At 54.1% G+C, this 22443-nt stretch carries 20 protein-coding genes and 1 other RNA gene; 16 read left to right on the top strand and 5 right to left on the bottom strand.

From position 1 onward, the window contains the following. The first annotated feature begins 12 nt into the window (after positions 1-12). The 4 genes from SOJ49_RS11855 to SOJ49_RS11840 all read left to right on the top strand — a co-directional run bounded on the left by SOJ49_RS11855 (position 13) and on the right by SOJ49_RS11840 (position 3987). Positions 13-1839, top strand: a complete 1827-nt coding sequence (locus tag SOJ49_RS11855; protein ID WP_369854720.1) for an ABC transporter ATP-binding protein/permease — start codon at positions 13-15, stop codon at positions 1837-1839. Positions 1840-1993: 154 nt separating this feature from the next. After that, positions 1994-2791 (top strand): flap endonuclease Xni, encoded by a 798-nt coding sequence (gene xni, locus SOJ49_RS11850; RefSeq protein ID WP_369854719.1) that lies wholly within the window; start codon positions 1994-1996, stop codon positions 2789-2791. Between the two features lie 165 nt (positions 2792-2956). Further along, entirely contained in the window at positions 2957-3373 is a 417-nt protein-coding gene (locus SOJ49_RS11845) for an acyl-CoA thioesterase (RefSeq protein WP_369854718.1), read from the top strand. Beyond that, positions 3370-3987, top strand: coding sequence for a tRNA-(ms[2]io[6]A)-hydroxylase (locus SOJ49_RS11840; protein WP_369854717.1), 618 nt, complete (start codon positions 3370-3372; stop codon positions 3985-3987). Before SOJ49_RS11845 ends, SOJ49_RS11840 begins: the two co-directional genes overlap by 4 nt. Before the next feature lie 20 nt (positions 3988-4007). Here SOJ49_RS11840 and SOJ49_RS11835 read toward each other — a convergent pair whose 3' ends face one another. Continuing rightward, a complete protein-coding gene (locus SOJ49_RS11835) occupies positions 4008-4187 on the bottom strand; it encodes a hypothetical protein (protein WP_369854716.1) in 180 nt (59 codons plus the stop codon). Between the two features lie 252 nt (positions 4188-4439). Between SOJ49_RS11835 and SOJ49_RS11830 the strand changes: the two genes are divergently transcribed. After that, on the top strand, positions 4440-5378 hold the full coding sequence (locus SOJ49_RS11830) for an alpha/beta fold hydrolase (protein WP_369854715.1): 939 nt from the start codon (positions 4440-4442) through the stop codon (positions 5376-5378). 240 nt (positions 5379-5618) lie between these two features. Beyond that, positions 5619-6083, top strand: coding sequence for a DMP19 family protein (locus tag SOJ49_RS11825; protein WP_369854714.1), 465 nt, complete (start codon positions 5619-5621; stop codon positions 6081-6083). 332 nt (positions 6084-6415) lie between these two features. Here SOJ49_RS11825 and SOJ49_RS11820 read toward each other — a convergent pair whose 3' ends face one another. Continuing rightward, positions 6416-8809 (bottom strand): Lon protease family protein, encoded by a 2394-nt coding sequence (locus tag SOJ49_RS11820; protein WP_369854713.1) that lies wholly within the window; start codon positions 8807-8809, stop codon positions 6416-6418. A 165-nt stretch (positions 8810-8974) separates the two neighbouring features. Between SOJ49_RS11820 and ybfE the strand changes: the two genes are divergently transcribed. From ybfE to SOJ49_RS11770, 10 genes are all read left to right on the top strand, one after another. Beyond that, the gene (ybfE, locus tag SOJ49_RS11815) at positions 8975-9244 is read left to right on the top strand and encodes a LexA regulated protein (protein ID WP_369854712.1); all 270 of its coding nucleotides are present in this window, start codon (positions 8975-8977) and stop codon (positions 9242-9244) included. Positions 9245-9351: 107 nt separating this feature from the next. Next, positions 9352-9448, top strand: an RNA gene (ffs, locus tag SOJ49_RS11810) — signal recognition particle sRNA small type. Positions 9449-9526: 78 nt separating this feature from the next. Beyond that, positions 9527-11701, top strand: coding sequence for a DNA polymerase III subunit gamma/tau (gene dnaX, locus SOJ49_RS11805; RefSeq protein ID WP_369854711.1), 2175 nt, complete (start codon positions 9527-9529; stop codon positions 11699-11701). A 45-nt stretch (positions 11702-11746) separates the two neighbouring features. Beyond that, positions 11747-12073 (top strand): YbaB/EbfC family nucleoid-associated protein, encoded by a 327-nt coding sequence (locus SOJ49_RS11800; protein WP_369854710.1) that lies wholly within the window; start codon positions 11747-11749, stop codon positions 12071-12073. Further along, a complete protein-coding gene (locus tag SOJ49_RS11795; RefSeq protein ID WP_369854709.1) occupies positions 12073-12621 on the top strand; it encodes a toprim domain-containing protein in 549 nt (182 codons plus the stop codon). Before SOJ49_RS11800 ends, SOJ49_RS11795 begins: the two co-directional genes overlap by 1 nt. 51 nt (positions 12622-12672) lie before the next feature. After that, complete coding sequence (rnd, locus tag SOJ49_RS11790; protein ID WP_369854708.1) at positions 12673-13818, top strand: ribonuclease D; 1146 nt, start codon at positions 12673-12675, stop codon at positions 13816-13818. Positions 13819-13851: 33 nt separating this feature from the next. Further along, positions 13852-14136 (top strand): YcgL domain-containing protein, encoded by a 285-nt coding sequence (locus SOJ49_RS11785; protein ID WP_369854707.1) that lies wholly within the window; start codon positions 13852-13854, stop codon positions 14134-14136. Continuing rightward, complete coding sequence (locus tag SOJ49_RS11780) at positions 14133-14573, top strand: YcgN family cysteine cluster protein (RefSeq protein WP_369854706.1); 441 nt, start codon at positions 14133-14135, stop codon at positions 14571-14573. The genes SOJ49_RS11785 and SOJ49_RS11780 overlap by 4 nt, the downstream gene beginning before the upstream one ends. A gap of 3 nt (positions 14574-14576) precedes the next feature. Beyond that, positions 14577-14951 carry a hypothetical protein gene (locus tag SOJ49_RS11775; RefSeq protein ID WP_369854705.1) on the top strand — a complete coding sequence of 125 codons (375 nt, stop codon included), beginning with the start codon at positions 14577-14579 and terminating at the stop codon, positions 14949-14951. Positions 14952-15317: 366 nt separating this feature from the next. Next, positions 15318-17522 (top strand): VWA domain-containing protein, encoded by a 2205-nt coding sequence (locus SOJ49_RS11770; RefSeq protein WP_369854704.1) that lies wholly within the window; start codon positions 15318-15320, stop codon positions 17520-17522. Positions 17523-17656: 134 nt separating this feature from the next. On the opposite strand, the gene yeiP is transcribed toward SOJ49_RS11770, so the two are convergent. From yeiP to SOJ49_RS11755, 3 genes are all read right to left on the bottom strand, one after another. After that, the gene (gene yeiP, locus SOJ49_RS11765; RefSeq protein WP_369854703.1) at positions 17657-18229 is read right to left on the bottom strand and encodes an elongation factor P-like protein YeiP; all 573 of its coding nucleotides are present in this window, start codon (positions 18227-18229) and stop codon (positions 17657-17659) included. A 145-nt stretch (positions 18230-18374) separates the two neighbouring features. Continuing rightward, positions 18375-19556 carry a MalY/PatB family protein gene (locus tag SOJ49_RS11760; RefSeq protein ID WP_369854702.1) on the bottom strand — a complete coding sequence of 394 codons (1182 nt, stop codon included), beginning with the start codon at positions 19554-19556 and terminating at the stop codon, positions 18375-18377. Between the two features lie 1233 nt (positions 19557-20789). Then, on the bottom strand, positions 20790-22385 hold the full coding sequence (locus tag SOJ49_RS11755) for an ABC-F family ATPase (protein ID WP_369854701.1): 1596 nt from the start codon (positions 22383-22385) through the stop codon (positions 20790-20792). Between the last annotated feature and the right edge of the window lie 58 nt (positions 22386-22443).

The following is a 22443-nucleotide window of genomic DNA, read 5'->3' as shown; positions in this document are numbered from 1 at the left end:
AGCACCCTCTGGATGAAATCCTTTTCATCGGCGCATGGTTATGACCCGGTTCCGCCTGCCCGCAAGGGTTGGGACTGGCTGCCCACTCTGTTGCCGTACCTGTTTGAGTTCCGCTGGCGCGTTATTGTTGCCTTGTTGTGTCTGGTTGGCGCCAAGCTGGCCAGTGTCGGTATGCCGTTTTTGCTCAAGCATCAGGTTGATACTCTGAATCAATTACCGGCTGGCGGTGTGCCAGCAGGCGAGTGGTGGTTGTGGTTTCCGCTGGGTTTGTTGCTGGCCTACGGTCTGGCCCGTCTGATGAGTGTGTTGTTCGGCGAATTGCGAGACCTGGTTTTTGGCCGGGTCAGTGAGCGGGCCATGCGCCGTATGGCGTTGCGGGTTTTTCGTCATTTACACAGTTTGAGCCTGGCGTTTCATCTCGATCGCCAGACTGGTGCCTTGCAGCGCGATATTGAACGGGGTGTTCAGGGCATCAGCTTTTTGTTGCGCTTTATTATCTTCAGTATTTTACCCACTGTGCTGGAATTGCTGTTGGTGATCGGTTTACTACTGTTTAATTACCCGCCGGTATTTGCCTTGATTACGGCGCTTGCGGTGGTGGTTTATGTGGCCTATTCGTTTCGTATGACCGAGTGGCGGACGCAGTATGTGCGTGAGGCGAACCGGATGGATTCCACTACCCATGCGCGGGCACTCGACAGTTTGTTGAATTATGAAACGGTTAAATATTTTAATGCCGAGCCACGGGAAGCGCAGCTCTATGATGACTCGCTGGCGGAATGGGAGCAGGCGCGCCAAAAAAACCGTTATACGCTGTTTGGTCTGAACGCCGGGCAGGCGCTGATCATCAGCGTTGCGATGCTGTCGATGTTGATGTTTGCTGCCTGGTATGTGGTGCAGGGGACAATGACCATCGGCGATTTCACCCTGGTCAACGCATTTATGTTCCAGTTATTTTTACCGCTGAATTTTCTTGGTTTTGTCTATCGCGAACTGAAGGCATCCATGGCCAATATCGAACGCATGTTCGAACTGCTGGATGAACAATCCGCCGTGAAAGATGAAGGTACGGCTGCCTTTAACCTCAAAGGCGGAGAAGTCACTTTTCGGCAGGTAAGTTTCAGTTATCGTGATGATTATCAGGTGCTGGATCAGCTCGACCTGACCATCCCGGCAGGCAAAACCCTCGCCGTTGTGGGTGGTAGTGGTGCTGGCAAGTCGACCCTGACCCGTTTGCTGTTTCGTTTTTATGATCCGGCGGCGGGTGAAATTTTGATTGATGGTCAGCCGATCGATCAACTGCCTCAAGCGGTGTTGCGTGCCAGCCTCGGAATGGTGCCGCAAGATACCGTGCTGTTTAACGATACCTTGAAAAACAATTTGCTCTACGCCCGCCCGGATGCCTCGGATGAGGAGTTGCAGCAGGTCATTACCATGGCGCACCTCGACAGTCTGATTCAGCGTCATACCGATGGCTGGCATATCGTGGTGGGAGAGCGTGGCCTGAAACTGTCCGGTGGTGAAAAGCAGCGTATTGCCATTGCCCGAATGCTACTCAAACGCCCGGCCATTATGTTGTTTGACGAAGCGACGTCATCACTCGACTCACACACCGAACGCGGCATCATGGATGCCATCCGGCAGGTTTCGAAAGGACATACCACCCTGATTATTGCCCACAGACTGTCGACCGTGGTGGATGCGGATGAGATTGCGGTGATGGACGGTGGCCGGATCGTTGAGCGTGGCAGCCATGTGCGGTTGCTGTCGCAGCAGGGGCGTTATGCTGCGCTCTGGCAGGCCCAGCAGCATCAACACCAGCAACAACACCAGCAATAACCGGACTCCGGTGATGTTATGGCAGACGACATGCTGGCAGGCGATGGAAACGTGGAATGACAGCGGCCAGCAGGCGTCCGTCGTGGTGCCCTGAGTGTTGGCTGGAAACGGTGTACCGAGTAGAAAGGTATGCGGAGGACAAGGAGAACAGCTCATGCAATTACTGATCGTTGATGCGATGAATCTGATTCGCCGTGTCTACGCGGCGGTTGAAAATAGCCCGACGGCACTGGAAGCGACTGCCAGTCGCGCCATTGCCATTATTAACAGCAATGTCGGGCGGCTGGAATGCAGCCATGTCGCGATGATCTTTGAAGATCACGTTGAAACCTGGCGTCACCGGTTCTGGCCTGATTACAAAAAAGGCCGCCCACCGATGCCTGAGAAGCTCCAGAACGGGCTGGATGAATTACGTCATCAGCTGGAACTGGCAGGGGTGTATTGCTTCCGCCAGGAGGGATGGGAAGCGGATGATGTCTGCGCTGCATTGGCCAACAAGGCGGCGCTCGCCGGAGTGCCCAGCGTGATTCTGTCGACCGACAAAGGCTTTTGTCAGCTGGTTAACAGCCGTATTCGGGTCGCCAATCATTTTGACCGGCAATTGCTGGATGAGGCGGCGGTTTATGCCCGCTTTGGTCTGCAACCAGGCCAGTTGGTGGACTTCTGGGCGTTAACCGGTGACACCACCAATCACCTGCCCGGTGTGCCCGGTATTGGCCCCAAAACAGCGGCGCAGTTGCTGGATCATTGTCATCGCCTTGATCGGGTGCTGATTGCCCTGGAGCAGCTACCGGAATTGGCAGGGGTTACTAGCCGGATTGTGGACAGCTTGAAAAACCACTGGCAGCAGGCATTGCTGACCCGAGAACTGGCTCGCTTGAGCGATGATTTACCGCTGGGAATCAATCTTCATGATTTGCGGTTTTGTGTCCGGGATACCGAGACATTTTAGCCATATCGGCTTGCAGTCAAACGATCGTTTGAATAAACGCGCCTGTTTCAATAGAATCGGTTGCTCTATGGCGCTGAAAACAGGCACATGGCTAATGACTATTCTGTCAATCCCTGTTTTGATGCCGCCTTAACCAGATGTCCCCAGATGATCAGGAGTAGATGTATGTCAGTTGATATCAAGGTTCGTGGTTACCATCTGGATATCTATCACCACGTAAACAATGGCCGTTACCTGGAATTTCTGGAAGAAGGGCGCTGGGATTATTTTGATCGCCACCACTTTCTCGATTTGTTTGAAGATGATCAGCTGGCTTTTGTGGTCGCCAACATCAATATTTCTTACCGTCGGCCTGCTTACGATGGCGAGGTGTTACGTATTGTCTCGAAGATGGCCAGCATCGGTAACAAGAGCGCACAGATGCAGCAGCAGGTTATGTTGCTGGAAGCGGGCGAGCCAACAGCCGTCGTTGCTGATGCCACTATTACCTTTTGTTTGATGGACGGGAAAACCCAGCGCGCGGTACCCATTTCCGGTAAGGTGCGCGCCGTTCTGGAAAAGATGATTGAGGATGGTCTATGACGCTCGACGAAATATTGTCCGAGATTGGCGGATTTCTGGCCTGTGCGACGCCAGATGCCTGGGTTGAAGAAGCTTTAAAGCAGCAGGAAATCCTGTTGATTGATCATGCCAATTGCGAAAAAAAAGCCGCGACGACGGCAATGAACCTGCTTTACAAGCACGTTGATCGCGAAGATTTGCTGAAAAAAATGAGCCAGCTGGCACGTGAAGAATTACTGCACTTCGAACAGGTGATAGCCATCATGCGCGAGCGCGGTATTGCCTATCGTCATGTATCGTCGTCACGTTACGCCGCAGGCTTGCGCGAAGCGGTACGCAAGGGTGGTGAAAACGAGTTGATTGATGTGCTGATTATCGGGGCCTTTATTGAAGCGCGTTCCTGCGAGCGGTTCGCCAAACTTGCACCCTTGCTGGACAGTCAGCTGGAAAAATTCTACCGCTCACTGTTGCGCTCTGAAGGGCGACATTATCAGGACTATCTGGGCCTCGCACAGCAATATGCGAAGGAGTCTATTCAGCCGCGTGTAGCATTTTTCCGCGTCCTGGAAGGCGAACTGATTGAGCAGCCGGATACCGAATTCCGGTTTCACAGCGGTGTGCCGACTGCTGCCTGAAGCGTCATGTCCGGGTTGGGTCAGTCGGCACAGGCGCGGATAATTTTCAGGCACACATCAGTGACGGTGTGATATTCATCTTCGTCGATAACCCTGGCTTCGAGATCCCGGCGGGCCTGAGATAAGCGGGCTTGGGCGTCTTTCAAATCGGTGAATCGGCGGTTGGCTTCGAGTGCGCGTGTTACAGCTGGTGCGGTCATTGTGGTTCCCTTTTATGTGGTCGTATCAAAAATGCTTCCGTGAAGTCTGGCGTGCTCCGGCCGCGCTGCGTTGTCATGATTGTTATATGCAGTCTGTTGCCTCACCAGTGCTTCTATCACCCATTAGTCTTTTCGCCGTACAGTCTACTGTGTTTTTTTCAGTGCTGTTTTGATCAATGCCCAGTTTGTAGCAGTGAATCCTGACGGTTGTGTCAGCGCGAAATTTTTGGCCAAAACAGGATGGCGGTGAGTATGCCGAAAATTATGAACATTTGTGGTGTCGAGGGTTGGAAAAAGGTTTCGGTCGGCTCAATTTGTGGCTATTGGCGGCAGGGATTAGCGGACAAACCTGTCTTACACCTGTTACATGGCAATGGATTCAGCGGATTGTCGTTATTGGCATTGGTCAATGAGTTGCCAAAGGACTGGTCTTTGCTTGTAACCGATATGCCAGGACATGGTGAATCGGCGGCGGTAACCAACCCCGGTTTTCCTGTTTGGGAAAAGCTTGCCGCTGAGTTGGCTCAATATGTTCAATCGGTTTTAGCCGCTGAACGGGTTGCTGGAGTGCCTGGGTCGTTTTTGCCTGTGATTGGCGTAGGTCATTCCATGGGTGGGATATTAACGCTAATGATGGCTCACCAGTGTCCCGGCCTTTTTCAGCAGCTTATCTTGCTTGATCCGGTACTTTTTTCTCCGGTTCTGATTCGTGCCCAGAAGGTCTTGCAGATGACTCGGCTTTGGCGTCGAAACCCATTGGTACGCCGGGCCAGTGCTCGCCGTTGTTGTTGGCCTTCGGCAGCAGCGGCGGGGCAGTATCTTGGAGGCAAGGCGCTTTATAAGGACTGGCATGCACTCGCGTTTGACGGTTTTTTGACCACTGGTTTGCGGCCGCAGGAGAATGGTTCGGTAGCGTTGGCGTGCTCACCTTTATGGGAGGCACGGATTTTTGCTTCTGCACCCCAGGGGCTGTGGCAGACCGTGCGACAAACAACGATACCGGTGCATATATTGGTGGCAGCGTCAGGTTTTGGCTTTATTGCTCCGGGGGCGCGTCGTGCCAGCAGGCTTAATCCGTTACTGCATCATGAGCGGGTGGCCGGAAATCATTGTTTTCCAATGGAGCATCCTGAGCCAACCGCCCGGCGTATTATTGAGCTGACCAGGGCTGCTTCGGTTTGCCCGGACTGAGAATGATCCTCCCTGTAGATGAAAAAGCACCGCTCCCATGGGTGTTGAAGGGGGGTTGGAGAGTATGGAAACAGACGTTTTTATTGATGGCTGGCATGTGAGCTGCTGTTGCAGGATGTCTATATCTGTCTTGCAAATGGACACAGCGGAGAAATAGGCAGTAAAACCTTTGTCAAACAATTTTGCTTGGGCTATCTTGACCGGACTGTTCTTTAACTGTGAGAGTGCTGAGTTAGACGTATGAACATGGAGATTCAGGCGGCGCTGGACGTTGCTGATGAGACTGATTCATTTCTTCAGATCACTGATGTGATCTATGACAAGGAAGCAGATTTGGGGTACGACTCCCTGACCGATGCCGAAAAAACAGTTTTCTGCATCGATAGTCTGCTGAGAGAAATGGAAAACGGTGGGTTTGTGCAGTTTTTTCACCATGAGGTTGGCGCTCTGGCGGAAGACACTCTGGAGGCCCTGGAGCGAATCAAGTCCCGCGACACCCACGCGTTACTTGACGAGTTGATTGATCTGTTTCCGGGGCGTGTTGTGCCCAGGGATGAAGACGAACGCATTGCGTTGTTTGATCAGCTTGAAGGTGACCATACGGATGAAATCGCCCAGCTGGATGAGCGCTTTTATGAAGTCAGTGACAGCCTGGTGGGCTTGACTCTGCATTTCGTGGCGCGAAATCTGAAAGGGTTCCACTAGCTGGCTGTTGATTTTTGTTTTCGAGGCAGTCAACGCCAGGCAAAAACAGGAGAAAAGAGGGCGTTTATGATTGATAAATGACCGATTTGAGCCTGTTTTTAACACCGCAGTGGCAACGCAGATAGAAAATCAACAGGCTGCTCGGTTTTATCCGTTGTGGAACTGTTGGTACTGTTGACACGATGGCAGTATGGGCCGCTGGCTCACACTGCCATCGTGCTGTGCAGACACTGAAAATTCTGATGCACACCCCGCTCGCGGTATTCCATAGCATATTCTTTTGCCAAATACCGACCCTCCTGGGAGGGCCGTACCGTTATTCGTTATTCCCGTTATTTTTTGTTGTCTTGGTCAGTCATGCTCGAAATGGCTTTTAGCCGTTCGATGATGTCGCCATTGACGCTGCCTGCTGGAAACTCACCCTCTTCGTTGACTTGGCCCGCTTCCCTGCGCAGCAGGATTGCAAGCGCCTGATCGACATGGGTAACACAGTGAATGTGGAACTGGCCATCGGTAGCAGCCTGTACAACATCATCATGCAAAATCAGGTTGCGGCGATTGGATGCCGGAATAATGACGCCTTGCTCTCCGGTCAGTCCGCGTGCTGCACACAGCCGGAAAAAGCCTTCAATTTTTTCATTCACACCACCAATGGCCTGCACTTCGCCATGCTGGTTAATAGAACCGGTCATGGCAAAGCTGTGTTCAATCGGGCTATTGATCAGAGCGGAAATCAGACACACCAGCTCTGCCAGTGAGGCGCTATCGCCGTCGATATAGCCATAGGATTGTTCCATCGCCAGGTGGGCGGAAATGGCCAGCGGAAATTTCTGCGCGTAGCGATTGCCTAAAAAGCCACTGAGAATCATCACACCCTTGGAGTGAATCGCCTGGCCAAGGCTGACTTCCCGTTCGATATCGACCACGCCCTTGGAGCCGGGATAAACCGTGGCGGTAATGCGGGCAGGGGAGCCAAAGCTGGTATCGCCAAGTGACATAACGGTCAGACCGTTGATTTTACCGACCGCTCGGCCACTGGTTTCCAGCAGCACGGTGCCATCCAGCATCTGTTCAAACAGTTTGTCGTAGACTCGTCCGGTGCGTTGCTGTTTGGCGTGCAGGGCGCGGTCGATATGAATCGGGGTGATTTCCGGGTCCTGGGCCAGCTTGCGAATAAAGTCGGCTTCGGCCAGCAGGTCAAACTGTTCACCAATGTGGGCGCTGAGAGAGTCTTGTTGTTCGGCAAGACGAGCACTGAAGCGTACCATGCGAGCAACGGCATCCCGGCTCAGATGAGCGTATCCCTGCTCTTCAACCCGGCTTTTTAATAGCCGGGAGTAAGCGTACAGGGTGTCGTCGTTGAGGGGCAGGTCGTTGTCAAAATCCACCACTGCTCGGAACAGACGGTTAAAATCTTCATCGTATTGTTGCAGCAGGTAGTACACCTGACGTGAGCCGATCAGCACCAGTTTGATCGACAGAGGAATGGTATCCGGCAACAAGCTGGTGGTGTTAAACAGCCCCATGTCGGAGTAGGGCGATTCCATCTTCAACTGTTTTGACTGTATCGCCCGTTTCAGGGCATCCCATACCAGCGGTTCGGTCAGTACCTTGTCGGCATCCAGAATCAGGTAGCCGCCATTAGCCTTGTGCAAGGCACCCTGACAAATACGCTGATAGTTGGTTACCAGGGCACCCTGGTCGCTGGTGTATTCAATACGACCAAACAGATTGCCATAGCTGGGGTGGGGTTCGTAAACCACCGGAGCGCCGCTATCGGCGGAATGGTGTGTCACCACATTGGGCAGCAACGACTCTTCCAGGCGGTTGCGTTTGACGTATTCTTCCCGCAGTTCCAGCAGACGTTCGTCCACCAGTTCTTCCAGTACCAGCCGTGGCAGGTGTTCTTCCAGTTCGTTCAGATGAGCGGAGACCCGTTCATGGTGACCAAAGCGTTCACGAATCGGGGTCAGCAAGGGTTTGATGGCGTCGCTGATGGTCTGCTGGTTCAGTTCACGCAGCAGATCGCTGGTTTCACGTTTCCATTGCGGTAATTCGGCTAACTGGTCGCCCAGCATTTGTTCGAGGGTGGCAATGGTTTCATGGAACAGCTCGCGTTCCTCTTCATTCAGCTGGGCAAATTCGGATTCATCCAGGGCTTTACCATCGCGTATCGGGGTGAAGCTGATGGCATTGGCATCGCGGTATACCGCAACCCCTTGTTTGTGAGCGTCTTTTTCGACCAGTTCAATCGCCTTGTCGTATTTGCGGTTGAACTGATAATCGATAGCGGCTTTTTTCTGCTGGTAAGACGGGTGTTCCAGTACGGCCGGAAACGTGGCCAGCAACTGGTCAATCAGCTGACGAACATCATCGCGTAGCTGATTGGCTTCCGCCGGTTGTAACTCAACCACCCCCGGTTCTCTGGGGTTGCTGAAATTGTTGACGTAGCACCATACCGAAGGCGTAGCCTGGCGTTTGGCTTCGCTTTTGAGGTAGTCCCGGACATAGGATGAGCGGCCGGTACCGGTATCACCCATTACAAAAATGTTGTAGCCGGGACGCTGCATGGCCACACCAAACTGAATGGCGTTGACGGCGCGTTCCTGGCCGAGGACGCCATGGAAGGGTTCCAGCTCTTCAGTGGAGATAAAATCCAGCAGTTCGGTATTCACTGCTTGTGTCAGCTGGTCGGAGGATAAACGGGTAGCTAAGGTATCGGACATCGGTAACGTGTTCAGCAAAGAAAGCAGTCAACAGTATTGAGATGCGAGGCCCTTGGCAAGTTCTGTTGCTGTCATGGCGAGCAGAGAAAGGGGGAATCGTTCGCTATGGCGTTGCAATTCATCGTCAAGGCGGCATAATGCCGCCGTTTTTCAGCTGGATCTGCTATGTCCATTCAACCCGAAGATCGCACCACCATCGATATGTTCTCGTCTCCCCGTCGTGGGCGGCCGAAGAGCAACCCTTATGATCGTCGAGTGCAGAGCCGGTTTAACAAGCGCTTTCAGCGTCAGCGTGACAAGGAGCGCGGTTTGCAGCGGCTGGAAGTGAAGGTCGAAGCGGATGTCATTGATTATCTGGATCTGGCTTGTGATGATCTGGGGTTGAGCCGGGCAGACATCATTAACCTGGCCCTGAAACATTGGCTGCACCTCTGATTGATTGCCGGTTCGAAGCATTTTCTTTAAGTTAAGTCCTTGATATCCCAAAAAGTTATCTGTAGGATTTGCCCTCCTGTCGAAAGTCAGGCTGTTATGGTGGCTCCTGCTGGTCCCCTCGCAACGATAAGCTACGAACCCCGCCAGGCCCGGAAGGGAGCAACGGTAGTAGTCGACTCGTGTGCCGGGGTGTGGCTGGCAGGAGTCATCTCCAATAACACTGACATCCTGCCCGCCAGTCGTTATCATGCGCCTTCCTTGTTTTAGCCGAGTCAGCGTTTCATGAGTTATCAGGTACTTGCACGTAAGTGGCGGCCCAGGTTCTTTGACGAAATGGTCGGCCAGGAGCACGTACTCAAAGCGCTGATCAATGCGCTGAATGAGCAGCGGCTGCATCACGCATACCTGTTTACCGGCACCCGGGGTGTGGGTAAAACCACCATTGCCCGTATTCTTGCCAAATGCCTGAATTGCGAACAGGGCATCAGTGCCCGGCCATGTGGCGAATGTTCTTCTTGTCGGGAAATCGCCGAAGGCCGCTTTGTTGATCTGATCGAAGTCGATGCCGCATCTCGTACCAAAGTCGAAGATACCCGCGAGCTGCTCGATAACGTCCAGTACGCTCCGACTCGTGGACGCTTCAAGGTTTATCTGATTGACGAAGTACACATGCTTTCCACGCACAGTTTTAATGCGCTGTTAAAAACGCTGGAAGAGCCACCGGCGCACGTCAAATTCCTGCTTGCCACCACCGATCCACAAAAATTACCCGTCACGGTCTTGTCCCGTTGTCTGCAGTTCAGTCTGAAAAACATGACTCCGGAAAGCATTGTTGGCTATCTGGAAACCGTGTTGCAAGCAGAAGACATCCGCTATGAAACCCCGGCGCTGTGGCAATTGGGGCGCGCTGCCCAGGGCAGCATGCGTGACGCCCTCAGTCTGACTGACCAGGCCATTGCGTTTGGTGAAGGGACGGTGCTGGAAACCCAGGTGACCAGCATGCTGGGCACCATGGATCGGGGTCGCCTGTTTAAAATGGCAGAGGTGATGGCCAGGGCCAATGCTCGTGAAGTGTTAACCGAAGTAGCGGAAATGGCCGAGCACGGCCCCGATTTTGATGAAGTTGTCCAGGGCCTGCTAACGATCTGGCACCGGGCGGCACTGGCCCAGATTGTGCCGGATGCGATTGAAAATTCTCAGGGTGATCGCGATGCCGTGCTGGCGTTGGCGGTTGCCATGAATGGCGAAGACTTGCAGTTGTATTATCAAATCGCCCTCAGTGGCCGCAAGGATCTGGCGCTGGCGCCTGATCCGCGTCAGGGATTTGAAATGCTGCTGCTGCGGATGTTGGCGTTTCGGCCGATGCCGGAACAGTTACCAGCAGCGCTGGCGAATCTGGATCTGGATTCCGCGCTCACCAGCCCGGCGGCCCAGGCTGACCCGGATGGAGGGCAAAAAAAAAAGTCACTGACGGGTCTTCCTTCTCCTGAGCGGGATAGCGTTGTCGCCACTCAGCAACCCGACGCTGTCGGCGGTGAGGTTGTTGTACCGACTGACGTTTTGCCTGCTGAACCTGCTGAAGTAGTCCCCGTCGAGTCTGAGTGGCAGGATCTGCCAGCAACAGCTCAAACAACCCCAACAACCCCAACAACCCCAACAACCCAAACGGCTCCAACAGGTTTCCCGGATGCAGGTGTTTTGCCGGTATCCACTCTGAGTGCAGATGATGTTGTTTATGAGACAGGCCCAGGCAACGCCGTGCCCACCGTCGTGACAACTTCAGATCCGGCCCACGAGCCGCCTCCCTGGATGGATGAAGAAACACCCAGCACGTTACCGCCACCACTACCGCCAAGGGTGTCGCTTCCTGATGCTCCCGAACAGCAGGTTGTTGCTCAACCCTCAGCGCCTGTTGCTGATCGCGCTGCCATCGCCGGTGGCAATCTCAGCCGCCTGATGGATGCACCTGCCGATAACACCATGACGTTTGAGCCAGCACCGCAGGTCTCTACGGCACCCAAAGCGGTCAAAACGGTTCAGCGCGCAGTTGCCAACCCGGAACATTTACCGCCACTGGCACCTCATACCTGGTGGATGTGGCTGGAGCACCTGCCGCTGGCCGGGCTACCCTTATCCATCGCCCGCAACAGTGCGCTGGTGGAAGTGCGCGATTCGCTGTATTGCTTTGATGTTGATCCACAACGGAGTGCGCTGTTTAATCCAGGCCAACAGCAGCGGGTCGAGCAGGCGTTACAAACGCTGGTTCCGACGGCCAGAATTGAAATGGTATTACGTAGCCCGGCCGGAGAAACTCCAGAACAGCGGCGTCAGCGTATGGCGGCAGAAGCAGGCTATATTGCCTTGCAGTCAATCGAGACGGATGATCACGTCCGCAATATACTGACAACTTTTAATGCGACAGTGGTCGAAGACACGATTCGACCACTGGGCGAATAATATAACCCGTGCGGGCATAAAGGCCCGCCATCCGAGGAGATCGACATGATCAAAGGCGGCATGGGCAACTTGATGAAACAAGCCCAGAAAATGCAGGAAGATATGCAAAAAATGCAGGCCCAGCTGGCAGAGGCCGAAGTGACCGGCGAATCGGGCGCTGGGCTGGTAAAAGTCATTATGAATGGTCGTCACGACGTCAAGCGGGTCGCGATTGACGATTCCTTGATGACAGAAGACAAAGACATGCTGGAAGACTTGCTGGCCGCTGCGGTGAACGACGCGGTGCGCAAGATCGAGAGCGCCAGTCAGGAACACATGTCGAAAATGACGGCAGGCATGGGCTTGCCACCGGGTATGAAACTGCCATTCTGATGGCAGTACGCGGTGTTATTCCTGCGCCCTTGGTGGCGTTGGCCCAGCGTCTGGATCAGTTGCCAGGAATTGGGCCAAAGGCCGCCGGACGTATGGCGCGCAAACTGGTGCTGCAACCGACCCTGGCCGCTGATATTGAAGCGGCGCTGGTGGCAGTGCGCTGTCAGGTGTCGCTGTGCCCGGTGTGTCGCTGTTATAGCGTGAGTGGTGAGTGTGGCCAATGTTCAGGGCAGGCGGAAGCGGATACCGAGTTATGGGTACTGGCACAGCCTGAACAACTGACGGATATTGATCCCGCCGCACAATGTTTTGTGCTGCATGGCTTGCTCTCCCCGGTGGATGGTATCGGCCCTGAGCAACTGGGACTGGGCGCTCTGTATCAACGTTTATGCGACCCGCAGCGACAGCCGTCGCGGCTGGTGATTTGTCTGGATGCGTCTGTTGAAGGGCGTACGACCGGATTCTATGTGCAAACCCTGGCCCAGAGGGCCGGTGTGCCTTTTTTGCAGCAACCGGAAAGCGATTCCGATGTGGCTGCGACCGACTAGTGTTCAGATTTGCCGGGCCTGTGTGCCGCAGCTGAACCAGGGAGAGATGTGTTGACCAGCCCTCAAGTGCCCGAGCCAATCTGGCTTACGACCAACCAGCAGCTGGCGGAAGCCTGTCAGGGCTGGATGAATGAGGGCTTTCTGGCACTCGACACCGAATTTGTCCGCACCTCGACATTTTACCCGCAAGCCGGGCTATTGCAGGTGGCGGACAGTCAGCATTGCTACCTGATTGATCCGCTCAGTGTGACGGAATGGCAGCCACTGGCGCAGGTGTTTCAGGCTGTTGCTGTGACCAAGGTCTTTCATGCCTGTGCTGAAGACCTGGAAGTTTGCCGGCAGCTGACCGGAGTGTTACCCAGTCCACTGGCAGACAGCCAGCTTGCGGCCTCAATGGCCGGGTTGGGCGGATCGATGGGCTTCCAGCGACTGATTGCTGCCTTGCTGGATATTGATATCGACAAGGAAGAAACCCGCTCGAACTGGCTGGCGCGACCGTTGAGCCAAGACCAGATTCGCTATGCGGTTGCCGATGTGTATTTTCTGCGCCAGATTTACCCCATGCTGGTGGCAAAGCTGGTCAGCATGGATCGCATGAGCTGGCTGGAAGAAGACTGCCAGCGCACGATTGAAGAGCAGAGTCAGCAAGAAGTGCCCAAAGATTATTATCGACGGGTCAAACTGGCCTGGAAGCTGCGCCCGCAGGAGCAGCACCTGCTGCAGGAACTGGTGGGCTGGCGCGAGTTGCAAGCGCGTGAGCGTGATGTGCCTCGTAGCAAGGTGGTGGATGACAACAGCCTCTGGAATATCGCACGCTACAAACCCAAAAATCGGGATCAGCTAGTGAAAGCCGGTTTGCGACCCGAGATGGTTCGTAAGGATGCTCAGGTGCTAATGGAAATCGTGAGCCAGGCGATGGCGGACGATGATGCTCTCTGGCCAGTGGCGCTCGACCGACCGTTGACACCCGAAGCCGGACAGTGGCTGAAACTCACTCGGGATGCCGTTGCCAGTCGTGCAGCAGTGCTGGAGATACCGCCAGAAATCCTGACCCGGAAAAAAGCCCTGGACGCGCTGATTCGTTCCGGCTGGAACAGCGGCACCTATGTCTTACCGGATGTACTTCAGGGTTGGCGTAAATCCCAGATTGGCGACACCTTGCTGGATATGATGACCAAGGCGGACGACCGTCACTGAGCCACATGGCTCGACCTACCGCAGGAACTGAACATGAGCAAAGTACTTTGCGACGTATTTAAAAGCCGCAAAAAAGACGAAACCTACCTGTATGTCTCTCGCAAGGACGGCCTGAAAAAAGTGCCGGAAGTCTTGCTGGAACAATTCGGCAAACCTGAACTGGCGATGACCATGATCATCACACCGGAAAAACAACTCGCCCGTTTCTCTGGTGAACGCATCCTTGAACAAATAGCAACCCAGGGGTTTTTCTTGCAGATGCCACCACCGAAAGAGACAGACAAGCTTGATCTGTTCTGCAAACTGGATACCGAATGAGCCAGGGCGCTTTCTGGCAATACAAACGCCTGGATGACATGAGCAAGGCCGAGTGGGAATCACTTTGCGATGGCTGCGCTCGTTGCTGCCTGCAAAAACTGGAAGATGAAGACACGGGTGAGGTTTACTATACCGATATTCACTGTCGCTATATGGATACCACCGATTGCCGCTGTACCGTCTATCAGCAGCGTCAGGAAAAAGTGCCAGCCTGTGTCTGGTTAACACCGGAGCAGGCGAGCCAGTTTTTCTGGCTACCGGATACCTGTGCCTATCGTTTGCTGGCCGAGGGCAAGCCACTGTTCGACTGGCATCCGCTGATCAGCGGTGACCCGAACTCGGTGCACAAGGCCGGGATTTCGATTGCGGGGAAGGGGGTGCCTGATGATCAGGTACCGGAAGACGATTGGGAAGATCACATAATCTGGAAAGCATGACGCATGGATAACCTCTATAACCCGGTGCAGGCTTGGGCAATATACCTTGGATTTGCACTGCTGGGCTGCTGGTGCTGGCGCGCCATGTTCTGCTTGATGACATCGTCGAGTGTCCTGCGCGATATGCTGGTGATGCTTGGCCCGGTATTGCTGCTGTCGCCAGCCCCGATCAGCCCAGGTTCTGACTATTATGCGCCAGCCTTTATGGTGGCCGCTTTTTCAGCGCTAAGTGATGAACCTGTCATCACTCAAAATGCCCTGACCTGGTGGCTGGTGGGGCTGTTGCTTGGCATCCTTTACGCTCTGGTGCGTTGGATCGTCCGTTTGCAGCGTCCGCTGTCGACCCAACCTCCCGATGTAAACTACGCCCACGAGTAATAAGCCCTGCTGCTTTGGCTTCCCGGCAAATCTCCTCCAGCTGCCGTTGTGTGATGGTGACGCAACGGCGGTTATTCACTTTGTTTTTCTTTCTGTTGCTGGCCTAAATAAAGATCTTTGCTAGGTTTACATAGAGTGCTGATGAATAAAGCAATCTTTGTGTAAGCCGTTGCTACCGCATCCGGCTTGCTTTCCTCTTGTAGACAGGCAAGGAAACCGGGCAAGACTCTATGCTGGATGATATGCACCAATACGATGATCAACAGGATCCGGGTGTGACATGCCCTCATCGCCTGGCTGGTACAGCACGGAGCAAGGGCGTCGAATGTCGGCAGCTAATCTCTGATTTTGCTCGGGAGCCTCGATATGTGTCGTTTACCACCGTGGTTTGATATTCGATGGCTGTTCCGTTCGGCAATCTGTGCCCTTGTTGTGCTGCTGGCATGGTTGCCGACACTGGCGTTGGCCGCCGCAGCGGATGCTGATCGGGTTGATGTCCGGGTCATTATCGATATCTCCGGCAGTATGAAGCAAACCGACCCGAATAATTTGCGTATTCCGGCGCTGAATCTTGTCGTGGAGTTACTGCCGAACGGTGCCCAGGCCGGAGTCTGGACTTTTGGACGTTACGTCAACATGCTGGTGCCGCTGGCAGCGGTCAATGATGATTGGCGTCTTCGGGCCAGAGCCGCCAGCCAGCAGATTAACTCGGCAGGGCAGCGCACCAATCTCACTGAAGCACTCGACAAGGCGAGCTGGAAAATAGCCACCGACAACGGCTACCAACAAAGCGTTATTCTGCTCACCGATGGCATGATTGATGTTACCCGTGGCGGCCCGGATGCGGCGGCTAATGTGGCTTCCCGGCAGCGCTTGCTGCAACAGGTACTGCCAAAGTTCAAACAGGCCGGTGTGCGTATTCATACCCTGGCTTTGTCGGATGCCGCCGACAAGGCGCTGCTGCAGCAAATAGCGCTGGAAACTGACGGGCTGTTTTTACAACCACAGAATGCCGATGATCTGACGCGCCACTTCTTGCGGGCATTTGAACGTTCGGCTCCGGCAGAACAAGTGCCTCTGAACGACAATCGTTTTTCCATTGATGCCAGCGTGAAAGAATTTACCGCCCTGATCTTCCGTAAGCCGGGTGGTCAAACGACCCGGCTGATATCACCGTCTGGCAAGGTATACGATGCCAACACCCGCACCGCTGAATTGCGCTGGCACCGGGATGTCAATTTTGACCTGATGACACTCACTGCGCCTGAATCTGGCGAATGGCAGGTTGAAGCGGATCTTGATCCCGAAAACCGGGTGCAAATTCTCTCTGACCTGAAGTTGCAAGTGGAGGGTATCGACGCCACTATTTTTAGTGGTGACCCGCTGGATATCGCCATTGCGCTGAATAACGAAGGCAATATGGTGACAGCTGGTGCCTTGTTAGGGCTAACCGATTTTACCCTGACCGTTACCACGCCGGATGGCCGCTCCGGCAGCAAACTGATTTCTGATCCGGAATCCCTCCCTGACGACGGCATTTTTCGGGAAACTCTGGAACGCTTCCGAGCGCCTGGTGAATACCGCTTTGAAATTCAGGCACAGGGCCGAACGTTCTCTCGCAAACGGGTGATGAGCGCCAGTCTGGCCGAGCCATTTGTGGTCAGTCGTAACGAAGATACTGCCGGGCAAGTGTTGACCATCAAGGTAGCAGCCACGTCCGAACTGGTTGATACCGGACTCAGCCGGGTATTAGTGCGTAGCGTTAACCCGGATGGCAGTTCCAGAATCACATCGATGCAATTTAACTCCGAACGTCAGAGCTGGGAATTACCCGCGATGGCAACCGAAGGTTCAGGTATCTATCAGTACGAATTAAATATTCGTGGTGTCACAACGGGGGGCAAAACCTTCCGCAGCCAGCCGGAAATCTTTCAGGTGCGTTATCCCCTGGGTCAAGCATCAGCCCCGGTAAACGCTCCTCTGGTGGATCAGCCAATAACGCAAGTACCGGTTGCTCCAGCCGCACCGGCTCCAGTGCCAGAAGAAAAGCCGAATGCCGAGCCAGAACCGCTGCAAGCCAGAGCTGAAGTAGCAACACCTGTCGCCAAACCGCCGGTTGAGATGCCTGCAACAGCCAAGGCCGAATCGAAAGAAACTTCCACTACGGATGACAATAATAAGCCTTCGTCCAGCGGGCTCTGGCTAGCGATTGTTGCGGGTGTTGTTGGATGCTTGCTGATGGGTGGCCTGACGTGGTGGTTCTTGCGTCGGAAAAAATCTGCTGTGGTGGCGGCAAAGCCAGAGGGAGCATCAAGCTCTTTGGATGACGACGATGCGGCAGAGGCGGAAAACATCAAGAATATGGATGATTTCGAAGCCTTTATGTCGGAAGGCGAGGAACAGATTGTGGGTGAGGACGATATTTTGTCAGATAAGGACAATCCGGTATCGCTGGCTGGCGATACCGATATTGACCCACTAACCGCTGCCCAAGCCGATGAAAACATTGGCGAGCTGGACGACAACGATGACTGGGGTGAATTTGATACGGATGATGACAACAAAAACTGACGTTACGGTAAAATCGATACTGGCACCAAAGCCAAAATCAATACCGGAACCCATACATACGGGCTACGCTGTAGCCCGTATTACATTCCAGCCAGCTGCCAGATAGCCAGCCAACTGGATAGATTGACACGTCGTTACTTGCCGGCACGGCCAAGGAAACGACGCTCTTCCACATTAATACGAATCACATCGCCCGTGGAAATATGCTCAGGTACCTGCACCGTCAGACCGGTAGTCAACCGTGCTGGCTTGGTACGCGCCGTTGCCGAGTTCCCTTTGATCGATGGCTCGGTATCCTCGATTTCCAGTTCAACAATGGAGGGCAGAATCAGCCCGACAGGCTGACCATCAACGACCAGTACCTGCAAAACCTGGGTTTGATCATTGACGAAGAGAATTTCTTCTTCAATCGCTTCCTGATCCAGATGGTAGGGCGTGTAGTCTTCGTTATCCATAAAGACCCAGGCGTTACCATCGACGTAGGAAAACATCGCCGGACGGCGCGTCAGATCGGCAAACGGTAGCATGTCTGAATCTTTGAAGGTTTCATCCATTTTTTGGCCACTGACCACATCGTACATCCGCATGCGGTAAAGGCTGCCACCGGCACGCCCCTGAGGCACAGAGCGCTCAATGTCTTTAATAAAATACACTCGACCGTTGTACTCAACGGCGGCGTTCTTCTTGATCTCACTCGCTTTTGGCATGACTGCTGGATCCTCTTGATGATGTCTGCATGCTGGGGCGCAGGGGCCCAATCTGAGAGGCGCGACTATACGCTGTTAGTCGCGGAAAAACGACTGTCTGCCGCCGGCGGCAGAAGGTGCCGTCGAAAGAACGTATTGACACTGGCTATCCGTTAATTACCCGATACAAACGCTCAAGGCCGTCCTGCAGCAAAACCCTGGGGCAGGCAAAGTTCAGGCGAATAAACGCAGCGGCGGTTTCAGAACCCGGCAAAAACCCGTTGCCGCTGCTGATACGCAGCTTGCCGTCCGTCAACAGGCGATGCGCCAACTCATCGGATGACAGCCCGGTGGCGGTGGTATTGATCCAGGCAAGATAAGTGGATTGTTGCGGATACACTGTCAACTGAGGCAAGCGGCTGTGCAGAAACGACTGTATCAGCTGGTAGTTGCCGTACAGATAATCCAGTAACGCATCCAGCCAGGGGCCGCCTTCGTTATAGGCTGCAATCAGACCCTCTACCCCAAACGGATTCACCTGAGCAACATCGTGAATATGCAGCGCTTGCTGGATGAGCGCCTTGATACCCTGATCCGCGACAATGATATTGGCGATCTGTAATCCGGCCAGATTAAAACTCTTGCTGGGAGAGTTCAGCGTGATGGCATTGGCCTGATACTCCGGCCCGAGGGCGGCGAACGGCTGATGAGACTCGCCAGGAAATAACAAGTCACAATGAATCTCATCGCTCACCACCACCACCTGATGGCGCGCACAGATGTCTCCCAAACGACGTAACTCCTCTGCTGTCCACACCCGCCCGGAAGGATTGTGCGGATGGCATAACAGCAACAGCTTGTTACGTGAATCCGCTGCTTGCTGTTCCAGATGGGTAAAATCCATTTCATAACGGCCATTGATCAGCCGCAACGGATTTTCCACCACGTTGCAACCCTGATTCCGAATCGATGAGAAAAAACAGTGATACACCGGCGTTTGCACAATTACGCCATCTCCCGGCGTGGTAAGCGCCCGCAAGATGGCTGAAATCGCCGGTACGACCCCGGTTGTTGTCAGCACCTGGTCACGTTGAATAACAAAGCCATAACGACGCTCAAACCAGCCAGACAAAGCCAGATAATAGTCATCGCGAATCAGCGTGTAGCCAAACACCCCGTGCTCCACCCGGCGTGCCAGCGCATCCAATACAGCAGGTGCCGCGCTGAAATCCATATCCGCGACCCACATCGGCAGCACATCGGCACCCGGATTAGAATCCCACTTGAACGACCCCGATTGGTGACGAGGAATGATGGCGTCGAAATCAAATGAAGCGGGGGCAGCCATACGGGTATCCTGAAAATAACAGCAGAAGCCATGAACAGTACTGATTTTTTACCGGGTCAGAAAGAGGGAGTCGAGGTTCTGAATCAAATTCAGAATGATGAATGACGTAGGGCCCGGCTCCGTCCGTGGCCGTTGTGCAATATGCGCCGTTGTGCAATATGCGCCGTTATGCAATATGCTCCGTCGTATCGGACAGCCACGGAGGGCGTCCCTTCGGTGGTGTTGCATTTCCGTATTGTACCAACCCGTTGGGATTTTGAATGACGTAGGGCCCGGCTCCGTCCGTGGCCGTTATGCAATATGCGCCGTTGTGCAATATGCGCCGTTATGCAATATGCTCCGTCGTATCGGACAGCCACGGAGGGCGTCCCTTCGGTGGTGTTGCATTTCCGTATTGTACCAACCCGTTGGAATTTTGAATGACGTAGGGCCCGGCTCCGTCCGTGGCCGTTGTGCAATATGCGCCGTTGTGAAATATGCGCCGTCGTGCAATATGCGCCGTCGTATCGGACAGCCACGGAGGGCGTCCCTTCGGTGGTGTTGCATTTCCGTATTGTACCAACCCGTTGGAATTTTGAATGACGTAGGGCCCGGCTCCGTCCGTGGCCGTCGTGCAATATGCGCCGTCGTATCGGACAGCCACGGAGGGCGTCCCTTCGGTGGTGTTGCATTTCCGTATTGTACCAACCCGTTGGAATTTTGAATGACGTAGGGCCCGGCTCCGTCCGTGGCCGTTGTGCAATATGCGCCGTTATGCAATATGCGCCGTTATGCAATATGCTCCGTCGTATCGGACAGCCACGGAGGGCGTCCCTTCGGTGGTGTTGCATTTCCGTATTGTACCAACCCGTTGGAATTTTGAATGACGTAGGGCCCGGCTCCGTCCGTGGCCGTTATGCAATATGCGCCGTTGTGAAATATGCGCCGTCGTATCGGACAGCCACGGAGGGCGTCCCTTCGGTGGTGTTGCATTTCCGTATTGTACCAACCCGTTGGAATTTTGAATGACGTAGGGCCCGGCTCCGTCCGTGGCCGTTGTGCAATATGCGCCATTATGCAATATGCGCCGTCGTATCGGACAGCCACGGAGGGCGTCCCTCCTAAAAACAGGGTGGTTTGGTGGAGTCAGAAAGGAGGATGCATCGATTCCGGATCAAGCCGGAATGACGACAGTGTGCAGATAAAGATAACAGGCGTCAGGTATTTGCCTGACGCCTGTTCAGGGTTCGCGGTTTATTGCAGACCCTGAGACTTGAGGTATTCGTCGTAGTTGCCGTGGAAGTCGACAATCTTGTTGTCGCGTACTTCGAGAATCCGGGTCGCCAGCGACGATACAAACTCACGGTCGTGGGATACGAAGATCAGCGTGCCTTCAAACATGTCCAGTGCCATGTTCAGCGCTTCGATGGATTCCATGTCCATGTGGTTGGTGGGTTCGTCCATCACCAGCACGTTGTGGTTGTGCAGCATCAGTTTGCCGAGCAGCAGACGGCCCTTTTCTCCACCGGAGCAGACTTTGACGGATTTTTTGATGTCGTCTTGGTTGAACAGCAATCGACCCAGGGTGCCCCGTACTGCCTGGTCGTCGTGTTCGGTGGATTTCCAGTGTTCCATCCAGTCAAACAGGTTTTCGTTGCTTTCGAATTCGTATTCGTGATCCTGGGCGTAGTAACCAACGCTGGCATTTTCTGACCAGCGTACTTCACCGTTGGTGGGGGTGATGTCGTTGACCAGGCACTTGAGGAAGGTGGTTTTACCGACCCCGTTGGCACCAATAACGGCAATTTTTTCGCCCGCTTCAATCATGAAGTCGGTTTTGCTGAACAGGGGTTGTTCGCCAGCATAAGTGTGGCCCAGGTTTTCGATGATCAGCGCCTGACGGTGCAGTTTCTTTTCCTGGGTAAAGCGGATAAACGGACTCTGACGGCTGGATGGTTTGATGTCGTCGAGCTTGATCTTGTCGATCTGCTTGGCGCGAGAGGTGGCCTGCTTGGCTTTGGAGGCGTTGGCAGAAAAGCGCGATACAAATTGCTGCAGTTCGGCGATCTGGGCTTTTTTCTTGGCGTTTTCCGATTGCATACGTTCACGGACTGCAGTGGATGCAATCATGAAATCGTCGTAGGTGCCCGGATAAATCTGGATGCGACCGTAGTCGATGTCCGCCATGTGGGTACAAACAGAGTTCAGGAAGTGACGATCGTGCGAGATGATGATCATCGTACACTTCATGTCGTTCAGAATGCCTTCGAGCCAGCGAATGGTGTGGATGTCGAGGTTGTTGGTCGGTTCGTCGAGCAGCAGGATGTCTGGGTTGGAAAACAGTGCTTGGGCCAGCAATACCCGCAGTTTGAGGCCGGGTGCTACTTCGCTCATCGGGCCTGTGTGCAGGGCGGTGTCTATGCCGGCCCCCAACAGCAGTTCGCCAGCTCGGGCTTCGGCCATGTAGCCGTCCAGTTCGGCGAATTCGCCTTCCAGTTCGGCGGCGCGCATGTAGTCGTCTTCGGTGGCTTCAAGGTTGGCGTAAATACCGTCACGCTCGTCCTTGATGGCCCACATTTCCTTATTGCCCATCATCACGGTGTCGAGCACGGTGAAGGCTTCGTAAGCGAACTGATCCTGGTTCAGTTTGCCCAGGCGTTCGTTGGGTGTGACGGAGACGTTACCAGCGCTGGGTTCCAGCGAGCCGTCGAGGATTTTCATAAAGGTCGACTTGCCGCAACCGTTGGCGCCGATCAGGCCGTAGCGGTTGCCGTCACCAAATTTGACGGAAATATTTTCAAACAGCGGTTTTGCACCGAACTGCATGGTGATATTGGCGGTGGAGATCACGTTGATGTCCTGCAAGAAAGGAGGGTTTTGAATAAAGGGCGATACTATACCGGTTTTT

Source organism: Candidatus Thalassolituus haligoni, assembly GCF_041222825.1.
Lineage (GTDB): Bacteria > Pseudomonadota > Gammaproteobacteria > Pseudomonadales > Oceanobacteraceae > Oceanobacter > Oceanobacter antarcticus.
Note: the sequence above shows the minus strand (reverse complement) of the source record. Positions and strands in the feature narration are given on the sequence as shown.

What these genes read in the sequence shown, in the direction of transcription:
- dnaX (WP_369854711.1), top strand. Translation starts at nt 9,527, where the DNA reads ATGAGTTATCAGGTACTTGCACGTAAGTGGCGGCCCAGGTTCTTTGAC.
- SOJ49_RS11775 (WP_369854705.1), top strand. Translation starts at nt 14,577, where the DNA reads ATGGATAACCTCTATAACCCGGTGCAGGCTTGGGCAATATACCTTGGA.
- SOJ49_RS11840 (WP_369854717.1), top strand. Translation starts at nt 3,370, where the DNA reads ATGACGCTCGACGAAATATTGTCCGAGATTGGCGGATTTCTGGCCTGT.
- SOJ49_RS11825 (WP_369854714.1), top strand. Translation starts at nt 5,619, where the DNA reads ATGAACATGGAGATTCAGGCGGCGCTGGACGTTGCTGATGAGACTGAT.
- SOJ49_RS11820 (WP_369854713.1), bottom strand. Translation starts at nt 8,809, where the DNA reads ATGTCCGATACCTTAGCTACCCGTTTATCCTCCGACCAGCTGACACAA.
- SOJ49_RS11795 (WP_369854709.1), top strand. Translation starts at nt 12,073, where the DNA reads ATGGCAGTACGCGGTGTTATTCCTGCGCCCTTGGTGGCGTTGGCCCAG.
- SOJ49_RS11760 (WP_369854702.1), bottom strand. Translation starts at nt 19,556, where the DNA reads ATGGCTGCCCCCGCTTCATTTGATTTCGACGCCATCATTCCTCGTCAC.
- SOJ49_RS11785 (WP_369854707.1), top strand. Translation starts at nt 13,852, where the DNA reads ATGAGCAAAGTACTTTGCGACGTATTTAAAAGCCGCAAAAAAGACGAA.
- SOJ49_RS11845 (WP_369854718.1), top strand. Translation starts at nt 2,957, where the DNA reads ATGTCAGTTGATATCAAGGTTCGTGGTTACCATCTGGATATCTATCAC.
- ybfE (WP_369854712.1), top strand. Translation starts at nt 8,975, where the DNA reads ATGTCCATTCAACCCGAAGATCGCACCACCATCGATATGTTCTCGTCT.
- SOJ49_RS11770 (WP_369854704.1), top strand. Translation starts at nt 15,318, where the DNA reads ATGTGTCGTTTACCACCGTGGTTTGATATTCGATGGCTGTTCCGTTCG.
- SOJ49_RS11835 (WP_369854716.1), bottom strand. Translation starts at nt 4,187, where the DNA reads ATGACCGCACCAGCTGTAACACGCGCACTCGAAGCCAACCGCCGATTC.
- xni (WP_369854719.1), top strand. Translation starts at nt 1,994, where the DNA reads ATGCAATTACTGATCGTTGATGCGATGAATCTGATTCGCCGTGTCTAC.
- SOJ49_RS11780 (WP_369854706.1), top strand. Translation starts at nt 14,133, where the DNA reads ATGAGCCAGGGCGCTTTCTGGCAATACAAACGCCTGGATGACATGAGC.
- SOJ49_RS11855 (WP_369854720.1), top strand. Translation starts at nt 13, where the DNA reads ATGAAATCCTTTTCATCGGCGCATGGTTATGACCCGGTTCCGCCTGCC.
- SOJ49_RS11800 (WP_369854710.1), top strand. Translation starts at nt 11,747, where the DNA reads ATGATCAAAGGCGGCATGGGCAACTTGATGAAACAAGCCCAGAAAATG.
- yeiP (WP_369854703.1), bottom strand. Translation starts at nt 18,229, where the DNA reads ATGCCAAAAGCGAGTGAGATCAAGAAGAACGCCGCCGTTGAGTACAAC.
- SOJ49_RS11830 (WP_369854715.1), top strand. Translation starts at nt 4,440, where the DNA reads ATGCCGAAAATTATGAACATTTGTGGTGTCGAGGGTTGGAAAAAGGTT.